The sequence below is a fragment of the Stenotrophomonas sp. STEN029 genome, from assembly GCF_056760015.1.
On sequence record NZ_JBRREC010000069.1, the window covers coordinates 19,434 to 27,705 of the forward strand.

Genomic DNA, 8,272 nt, shown 5'->3' on the forward strand with positions numbered 1-8,272 from the left:
CACTACATTGCAGGGAAAGCAAATGGCATCAAAAAAACATGCAAGGGAATCAATCAAGTACGGCTCCTTTCGCGGCTTGTTTGGAAGCGTTCGTGAACGCGCCTATGGTGTAGATCACAGCGTTAGGACCTACAGGGCAGTTCGCGGTTTGCGCGACGTGCACGGGCGCGCTCGTAGTTCGCTACCCGCGAATGCATATGAAGCATATTTCAGTCATATCAATGCTTTTGCTTTCGAAATGCTTCGGCAGGTGCCGATGAAGGGCTACTCGAACGTAGCTGCCCTTGTTGAGATGCCGCCGCTCCCGATAGAGGAGGAACTACTCTGGAATATCGCTCGTATTAGGGCTGGTGCCGAAGAAATTAATGACGTTCTAAATCGTGCAAGGGCCGTTGACGAATGTATATGGCGAGGTCACTCTCGAGACGCATTCAGCATCATGGACGATATCGCTGAAGAATTTGGCGAATCGATGTGGATGATAGAAAAGAGAATATTCTTGCATCAATTCGTGGGGGGACTACATGCCCAGAAGACATATGTAGCGGGCGTAAAGTCGATACTCAAGGGCGGAGTCGCTCCATTCTTAGTCCACTACATCAGTGTCCGCAATGAACCATCGACATCGGTTGCTCGTTTTGTATCCGACGTACGAATGAGATGCCAGCGAATCAAAGATAAAGAGCTGGCGACCTACATCGAGTACCGCCTGACTAGGCAGTGGCCTGAAGATGAAAGCTCAATCGCCAACATTCTTCGAGTTGAACAGAACAACGCGAACATTGATGTATACGAGACGTTCTTGTCCCTCATTACGGCAGCTCGTGCCGGGAAAGTATCCCTCTCTGTCGACATTGAGAAATATGCGAGAGAGCTGAATGAAATCCGGGATCAAAGGCTGAACGCTTGGTTTGCTGGATCCAGCGCATCCAGCACGAGTATGGTCATGGCGAAGCACTTTGTTTCCGGAGACTATGGAAAGGTAGTTCGCGCCAATTCTCTTGGGCTACCAGCAGGTGTAGAGGGTACTTTCTTGGCCGCCCTATGTCGGGCACAGCATGTGCCATTGCTGCAGCACATCGGACGTGACCGTAGGTCCCTCTCCAACGTCCTTGTATGCAAACTATCGGAAAAGATTCGAGGTGGGCTAGGGGAGTCGCGTGCCGTCGCTGAGATGGAGAAAATTGCGCTCAACTTTCATGATGGGGCTCTGGCGGACGCAATCTCCCGCGTTGCCAAAGCCGACATCTTCGACGAAATTGCAGTTAAGGAAGCACTTAACTCTATCCCGCTATACCTCAGGGGTAGTTCATTTTTGGCGCGGCTCTCCATATCTGGGGACGTCATAGCTGTCATGCGCGATCTGGTGAATGAAGGCGTTCTGGCCGAATTTTCCTCACTGGGGCCGGATGCAAGCAGAATGGCCGCTGCCTGCTGTGCGGCTGCTAATGGAGATACTGCGGCCACTATCGACGAACTTGCTTCACTGTGCGCGGATGACCGCGACTCCATCAGCAACATGGCTTTTCTGATGGGTATCGAACTCGCGTCGAAGTGGCGAGACGTAGAGGTTTTCCTAAAAATGATCGCCGAGGCTGTGGTCAGACTCGGGTCCATCTCTTTGACGCCGCGGGCCAGGGAATACGCTGCTGGGGTTAAGTGGAATGATGTTAAGACGCGCGCGCCTGACCTGAGAATCGTAGTGGCCTCCCACTACCTCCTGAGGTCTGGTGGCGGTAAGGGATGGGGGAGCATTCTTCGCTTCTCACTCGACGCATTCTTGGAGTCGCAGGGGATCAGGCACCCTTCTGAGGTAGATCGCTCGCGCAACGGCGCGGCACTTGTGAAGCATTTTTGGAAGGTGGTTTGCGAGCATAAGATTGTAGATATGATTCGCACCATAAACGGGGTCCGAGAACTTCGCATGGAAATGCGAGCGATTTTTTCCGAGCTTCGCTCAATTGATGCGATAAATAGCGAATACTATGACACTGAAATCGTTCATATAACGCACTCCCTAATGATTGAAGATGGAAGGAAGATAGTCGATCAAAGCAGAATCTATGTGGACGAGGCGGCTATTCGGGAACAGCTGAAGTCTGAACTTGCCGAGCCATTTAGTCGGTATCGTGCATTGGCACCTGCAGCTGCGAGTGATGCTAAGGAGTTTGATGAAGCAATTCGCCGGGCCGCTAAAGGAAATTTGGCTTCGGAAGGTTTGACATTTCCAACGAGCGAGGCGGATCAGCTGCTAATTGAAATGATTGGACAAAGTTGTTCAAAGTTTCTTTCCGACCCGGCTCATGGATTGGATAGCTATTTGAGCAAGCGTATTAGACACGGTTCAATTGTTGGCCACCTTCGAGGCGCCATCGAACAACATCGCGTGATCTACCAATCTCAGGGCGATGTCTATGCGCCATCAGCTGAATGGCTGGAAGATTTTGCGGATATTGATAGCGTTGACCAAGTTGAGATAAATGCGGCAATGGCGGAATTTAGTCGTAGCGTTGACTCCGAGCTTCTATACACAAAAAACCACGTGGTCCAAATTCGGTCTGCGGAGAAGAAAAACGGACTGCTTGGCGTCAATCTTTCTCCCGCAGAGTACCACGCTATTCGCTCGATAGTTCGTGTGGATCTCTCTTATGAGGGCTTCTTGACATCAATGTTTGCCACATTCTGGGGGCTCTTGAACCCCTCCTTAGATGCGGTGAAGCGTCATCTGCGGGAGCGCACTGCTTTAGTACTATCCACCGAGTTCTCTAAAGTGAGATCAAGTGTCAGTGCTAAGAGGACCAAGTGTCCACAACTCGCGCAGCTTTCGACTGGTCTCGAGCAAGCGGGCAGGGATGTATTGGCAGAGCTAGAGTTAGTTGCCCAATGGTTTGAACGATCTGGGGCGCAAGCGGCGACTCGTACTTACAAATTGTCAGACGCAATAGCAATCGGCATAGAATCGTCAAAGGCTGCCTATAAGGGCGGGCTTATAGAGCTTAGGCAGCATCTCGCTGAGGATTTTCCAATCACAGTAGTGGACATTCCTGTCCTGGCGGACGTGCTACTTGTTGCACTAGGGAATGTTTACACGAAATCGGGCGTCGCGGGCATCCCGTGGGTAAATATCTCAACCGCGATCGATGCTGAGACCGGGGTATTGATCGTTTGCGTCAATAGTGAAGTGGGGAATGGGGTATATGCGTCCGGTGCTGCAAAAGTCGAATCTATTCGCGAGGACATACGCGAGGGACGCATTGATCAGAGTTTGAGAAAAGAAGGTGAGTCAGGGCTGAAGAAGTTGGCGGCCACTGTCAAACAGTCGCAGCACGGCGGTTTGAAATTCGGGTTTGTTTCAGAGGTGGAATTTTTTGTTGAGGTGAGACTTTCCCTTGTCCTCGATGAAAGGAGCGCGGCGTGATTCAGAAAGCATTTTCTGTCTTATTTGCAGAGGATGACGTACACAAGTCGAAGCATATTCGCGAGTTCTTCGCTAGCATGTATCCGTCGGTCGTTATCACGGAGGTTGCCTCTGTAAAATCCGCTATGACGAAGCTCGCAGGTGGAGTATTCGACCTGCTGCTGTTGGATATGTCGCTTCCTACCTTCGACGTAGCTGCGGGAGAGGGAGGAGGGAGGCCTCAAGGTTCGGGTGGGATGGAGATCCTTCGTGAGATCGAAAGGCTCGATTACAGCCCGCTGGTGATAGTTGTCACCCAGTATGCGGACTTTTCAATTGATGGAAACTGGTACTTACTGTCCGAGCTGCGTGAGGAGCTGTCTGCGGAGAGTGGTGACGTGTTCATTGGTTTGGTGGAGTTTGACAGCGCAAGCGCAGACTGGCGTATCGCTCTAAGTGATCTCATGGATGAATTTGTGATAAGGAGGGGGGGGGGGAAGATTTTAGTTGTCGAGGACACACAGGCTAAGCTGAAGAAGATTATTAAAGCCCTTACTGATATCGGCGTAGTACGCGACGATATAGATACTGCTGGATGCTCATATTCTGCGAGACAGCACCTTAGGGTTGGTGTTTACGACCTTCTGCTTCTTGATGTGCTAATACCATTTCGCCAGGAGGGCGATCCTGACTCACAGGTGTGTATCGACCTTATTGACGACATCTGTGCTGGGGGCGATTACTTCTTGCCAAAGCAGATTGTTGGTTTAACCGCTTACGACGAGGGGTTGGTGGATGCGTTTGAAGCGTTCAACGGACGACTTTGGAATGTAATTAAGGTGGAGGATACCGACTCAAGTTGGGTTGATCGTGTAAAGAATTGCGTAAACTACCTAAGGTCAGCAAGTTCTGCACCCAGGCAGAAGGTTTCTGAATGCGATGTGCTGATTGTGTGTGCACTTCGCGTTCCCGAGCTTGAGGCGATTAAGCGTTTATCCTGGAGCTGGGAGTCAGAAACCCCATTTGATGAAGTTTCATTTATCTCGAAGGCCAAGCTCAGTTGCGGTAATCGTGAGATACGAGTAGTCGCAGCGGCCGCGCAAAGAATGGGGATGGTCTCTTCTGGCGTGCTAGCTAGCAAACTCATCTCAGCTCTGCGACCTGAGCTCTGTATCATGCCTGGAATATGTGCAGGTATACCGGGGAGGGTCGGTCTTGGAGACGTCATTTTTGCTGATCCGGTGTGGGACTATCAAGCAGGCAAGAGATCAGTCGATAAAGGCGGTGCTGCTAGGTTCGAGATGGCCCCGCATCACTTACAATCCGCTCCGGAGCTCAGAGCCATTGCGGAGCAGCTGTCGGATGACCGCGCCGTGCTTCGTGGTATCAAGGACTCTTGGCAATGTGCCCCCACCCACGAGCTGAGTTTGAAAATTGGCCCAGTAGCATCCGGCTCCGCTGTCGTTGCTGATTCGGGCTTTGCTCAGGCGGTGTCTCAACAGCAGCGAACGGCCTTAGGTTTGGAAATGGAGTTCTATGGAGTGTCCTCTGCATGTGCCATCGCTGGATCTCCCCGCCCGCTGTTTGTTGGAGTGAAATCGGTTTGCGATCTCGCAGACGAGGAGAAAAACGATGACTATCAGGCTTATGCCTCTTATACCAGTGCGGCGGTCGTCGACCAGTTGATCAGAAGATACTTTGAGGGTAAATAGCTTGCGTCGGAGGAGGTTGGCTCGGGTGGGGAGTCCTCGGCAGACTAGCGGAAAGCAGGGTTCAGAGTAAGGTTGATTTTTCTCCGACTCCTGTGATCTGCGTGTGGGCAACGAAGCGTCAACCAAGAATCAAATCTAGGAATGTTCTAGCCCTTGAAACGGCTTTCCCGATGCCGCTGTGGACCGGCAGAATGTGGATAAGGAAAGGGAGTTGACTGAGCTGCCTCGGATTCCATGAATGGTAGTCAGGGGACGCTCCCGACCTGTTGATATTGCAGCTCGATCTGTAAAGGTGAGGTGTAGTCGAGGCCTGAATGGAGCCGGGCGCAGTTATAGAGCAGTTCGATATACATCGAAGATGGCCGTCCTCGCCGCTTTTCGATCGGGGAACGGGCGGCCATCATTGATTTCAAGATTCTGATTGGCGAAGGACAAACGGAGTAAGGTGCATTTCCGGCAACTTAGAGTTGCTGCGGAATGCAGGTGGCATAGATGGGGTAGTTATCGCCTGTCCCTTGGCATATTTTGGAGTGCTGACATCAACGAATAACGTGTTTGATTCTTGTGGTTTTGACGCCGCGGGACTGATGGTTATAACGATAATATTCCCTATGTTCAGATTGGTATCATTCAATCAAGGATGGATTGCCGGAAAGGAGGAGTGAGCTGTGGATTTTAATATTCTTCGTGAAGCCGGAGTGCCCAGTCTTTTTGTTGTCGGCGTTGTGGTGGCTGTGTCGCTGATGAAACTATTCCATGCCACTCGGGCCTATGCGCGGCAAGGGAGGAAAGAGTGTTTGGAGCTATGGGACGGTGCTCGAGTGGGCGATTCATTCTGGTTGGAGTCATATTTCCGGCATCTATATAACGTGAAGTCGCCTCCTGCCGATCTGATTCGCGAAGGTCTGCAGGCTTTCAATCCAGCGTATGTCTGTCTGGAACTTTCGATGAACTGGAGGTTCTTCAAAGGAATGAATTTGTGCGATCTCCAATGGCGAAGTCGTTGGCTCAACAGGGCTTGGTTCCGCCGTTCTGTTCAAGTCATTCTGCTTATATTATATGGTCTGCCAGTGTCTGCGGCAGTGTATCTATGGGAACGCCAAGGAAGTGGTATTGAAGTCAAGCTCACAGCCGTGCTGCTTGTTGTCATTGGCGCGTCTTCTTTCTGGAGATTTTTGGAGATGGTCGGCGCAGCGAGGGCGTTAGAAACGCTCCGCCAATCGAGTCCTAACTCCCCAAATTTGGATGCCAATAAGGCTGTTGGTACTACGGAAAAGCAACAAAAGTTGGTTGGAAAAATGAAGCGTAAATACGCGGCTAAGGGGGGCGTCGATGATGCTTGAAGGTGGAGCGCAGTGCCGGGCTTCCCCATGCTTTTTGCTCTCTGGCTCGCTTGGCTAGCCTAAATGGGACCTTCCGCTACCCGGGGATCTAGAAAGCAGGCCAGAGAGCAAGGAGACATAGCCGACTTGGATTCCTTCTGGCGCCTGCTGGTTCTGATCCACATTGTTCTCACAATTCTCTGAGCAGATTGAGCTGCGAATTAGGTGGCTTTTCGACCGAAGGCCGCACGATGGTGTTCGAGAAATAACGCCTGCTCAGGTCTAAAGCCGTCCAGCTTTTTCTGGGGGTCAATGCCCCAGCGTTCCAGTACTTCCGGAGAAAGTGACTGATGAAAGCGCATTCGTCCATTGTCTTCGAACGTCATCAGGTGATCGTCAAACAATGCGTCTACGTGTGGTGACAGCAAGATGCCGTTATGACCATTGAGACGTTCGATGTTGTTGGATGCACGCCACGGCTTGATGTGACTTGCGATAAGCACTCGTCTATCCTCCACGCCGGTGACGCGACACGCCGATTCCAAAAGCATCACGCACTTTCGATACAAGCCTTGGCCTATGCGTGCTTTAGCCAGGTGCAAACGCTGGGTCTCATGTAGTTGCGGATCACTTTCGATCACTTGCAGGTCTTCAAGCAGCTCTCTTGCTTGTGTTGGCTCGCCGAAACTGTACTGACGTGGATCTTTTGGTTCAGTGTTTAGAAGTCCAAGAAGGCTGTAACCCAGCACATCGCTGATAGCGGCTAGGTAGCAACCTTCATTGCCCTTTCCTGTCTTCTTCTGAATTGGAGAGTACTTGTCTGGTAAAAACGGTGCGATCTGCTGCAAAAAATCGGCCGGCCGCATTGATTGGGGGACGGGCTCAAAATGCACGTCTACCAGCCAGCCCTCGTCAGCCCAGTTAGCGCCTACGCTACCGAACTCGGCTGGTTTCGGGCTGAGTACCGCGGTTGAGGTGGCCGTTCCGACGTACTCAATGTGCCCTTTTGCGTAAGAGAAAACCGTGTCACCTACGTGCACGTGACGCATATTTTCGTATGTTTGATTGAACACGCCGTTAGATTTACGTTGTGGCGACCATAGGTAGCCTCCGCGAACCTCGTGAGTACGCGTCTGCTTGTGATTAACCCACCAGAAGCTCATCGGTCTGCCTCAACTGGTTGGAAAGCAGTAAAGAACGCATTAGCCATTCAGAATTTCCCCCTTTCGGAGGATGGTAGGCGAGCGACGGTAAATCTTCCATCTCAGCCGGTGGGACTGGCCCAAGGCAATCTCGCTGCGCTTTGGCCAGCGGGAGTGAGAAATGGAGAGGGAGAAGGAGAAGGGATTTGCTGTCTTGGAGTACCTGTATCGGGATGCGGGTAACTGGAAGACGCATGGCGCTATGTTGCTGCGCGGCAAGGTACGGGATGCCGGCGCGGCGATTCGCTTCTGTTTGGAGCAGGGAGAGTTTTTCTTGCCGGAGCAGGTGTTGCTGCCAGCCCTGCATCCACAGCATTGGCGCGATCACGACGATGGTCCTAACGATCTGGACCATGCGTTTCACGAGTTCGCGGAGCTCCGGGATGCCCGGGAAGAGGATTTATTGTCGCTGTCGCCTTGTGGATCGCTCGTGCAGCTGGTTTCGTTGTTTGTAGCGGCGCAAGGTAGGTGGGATGTGCGTTGTTCGCGATACGTGGATTGAGGCATGGCTTGGTAAAACCGGGGTGGGGGGGGGGGGGGGGGGTGGGGGGACGCCCGCCCGCCCCCCGGGGTGGGCGCGGGGGGGGAGGGGGGCCCGCGGGCGTCTGAGTGACGGCAGCCCCCCCCCCCCCCCCCCCA

The 8,272-nt window shown here is 52.3% G+C and carries 5 protein-coding genes; 4 read left to right on the top strand and 1 reads right to left on the bottom strand.

Annotation, left to right across the window (positions count from 1 at the left end):
* Positions 1 to 22 precede the first annotated feature (22 nt).
* From ACVOLI_RS14660 to ACVOLI_RS14670, 3 genes are all read left to right on the top strand, one after another.
* A complete protein-coding gene (locus tag ACVOLI_RS14660) occupies positions 23 to 3,418 on the top strand; it encodes a hypothetical protein (protein WP_481614983.1) in 3,396 nt (1,131 codons plus the stop codon).
* Complete coding sequence (locus ACVOLI_RS14665; RefSeq protein ID WP_481614984.1) at positions 3,415 to 5,109, top strand: phosphorylase family protein; 1,695 nt, start codon at positions 3,415 to 3,417, stop codon at positions 5,107 to 5,109. Before ACVOLI_RS14660 ends, ACVOLI_RS14665 begins: the two co-directional genes overlap by 4 nt.
* 668 nt (positions 5,110 to 5,777) lie before the next feature.
* Entirely contained in the window at positions 5,778 to 6,452 is a 675-nt protein-coding gene (locus tag ACVOLI_RS14670) for a hypothetical protein (protein WP_481614985.1), read from the top strand.
* A gap of 200 nt (positions 6,453 to 6,652) precedes the next feature.
* Here ACVOLI_RS14670 and ACVOLI_RS14675 read toward each other — a convergent pair whose 3' ends face one another.
* Complete coding sequence (locus ACVOLI_RS14675) at positions 6,653 to 7,594, bottom strand: HNH endonuclease (RefSeq protein WP_481614986.1); 942 nt, start codon at positions 7,592 to 7,594, stop codon at positions 6,653 to 6,655.
* Between the two features lie 160 nt (positions 7,595 to 7,754).
* Here ACVOLI_RS14675 and ACVOLI_RS14680 point away from each other — a divergent pair, with 160 nt between their 5' ends.
* Positions 7,755 to 8,135, top strand: coding sequence for a hypothetical protein (locus tag ACVOLI_RS14680; protein ID WP_481614987.1), 381 nt, complete (start codon positions 7,755 to 7,757; stop codon positions 8,133 to 8,135).
* The last annotated feature ends 137 nt before the right edge of the window (positions 8,136 to 8,272 follow it).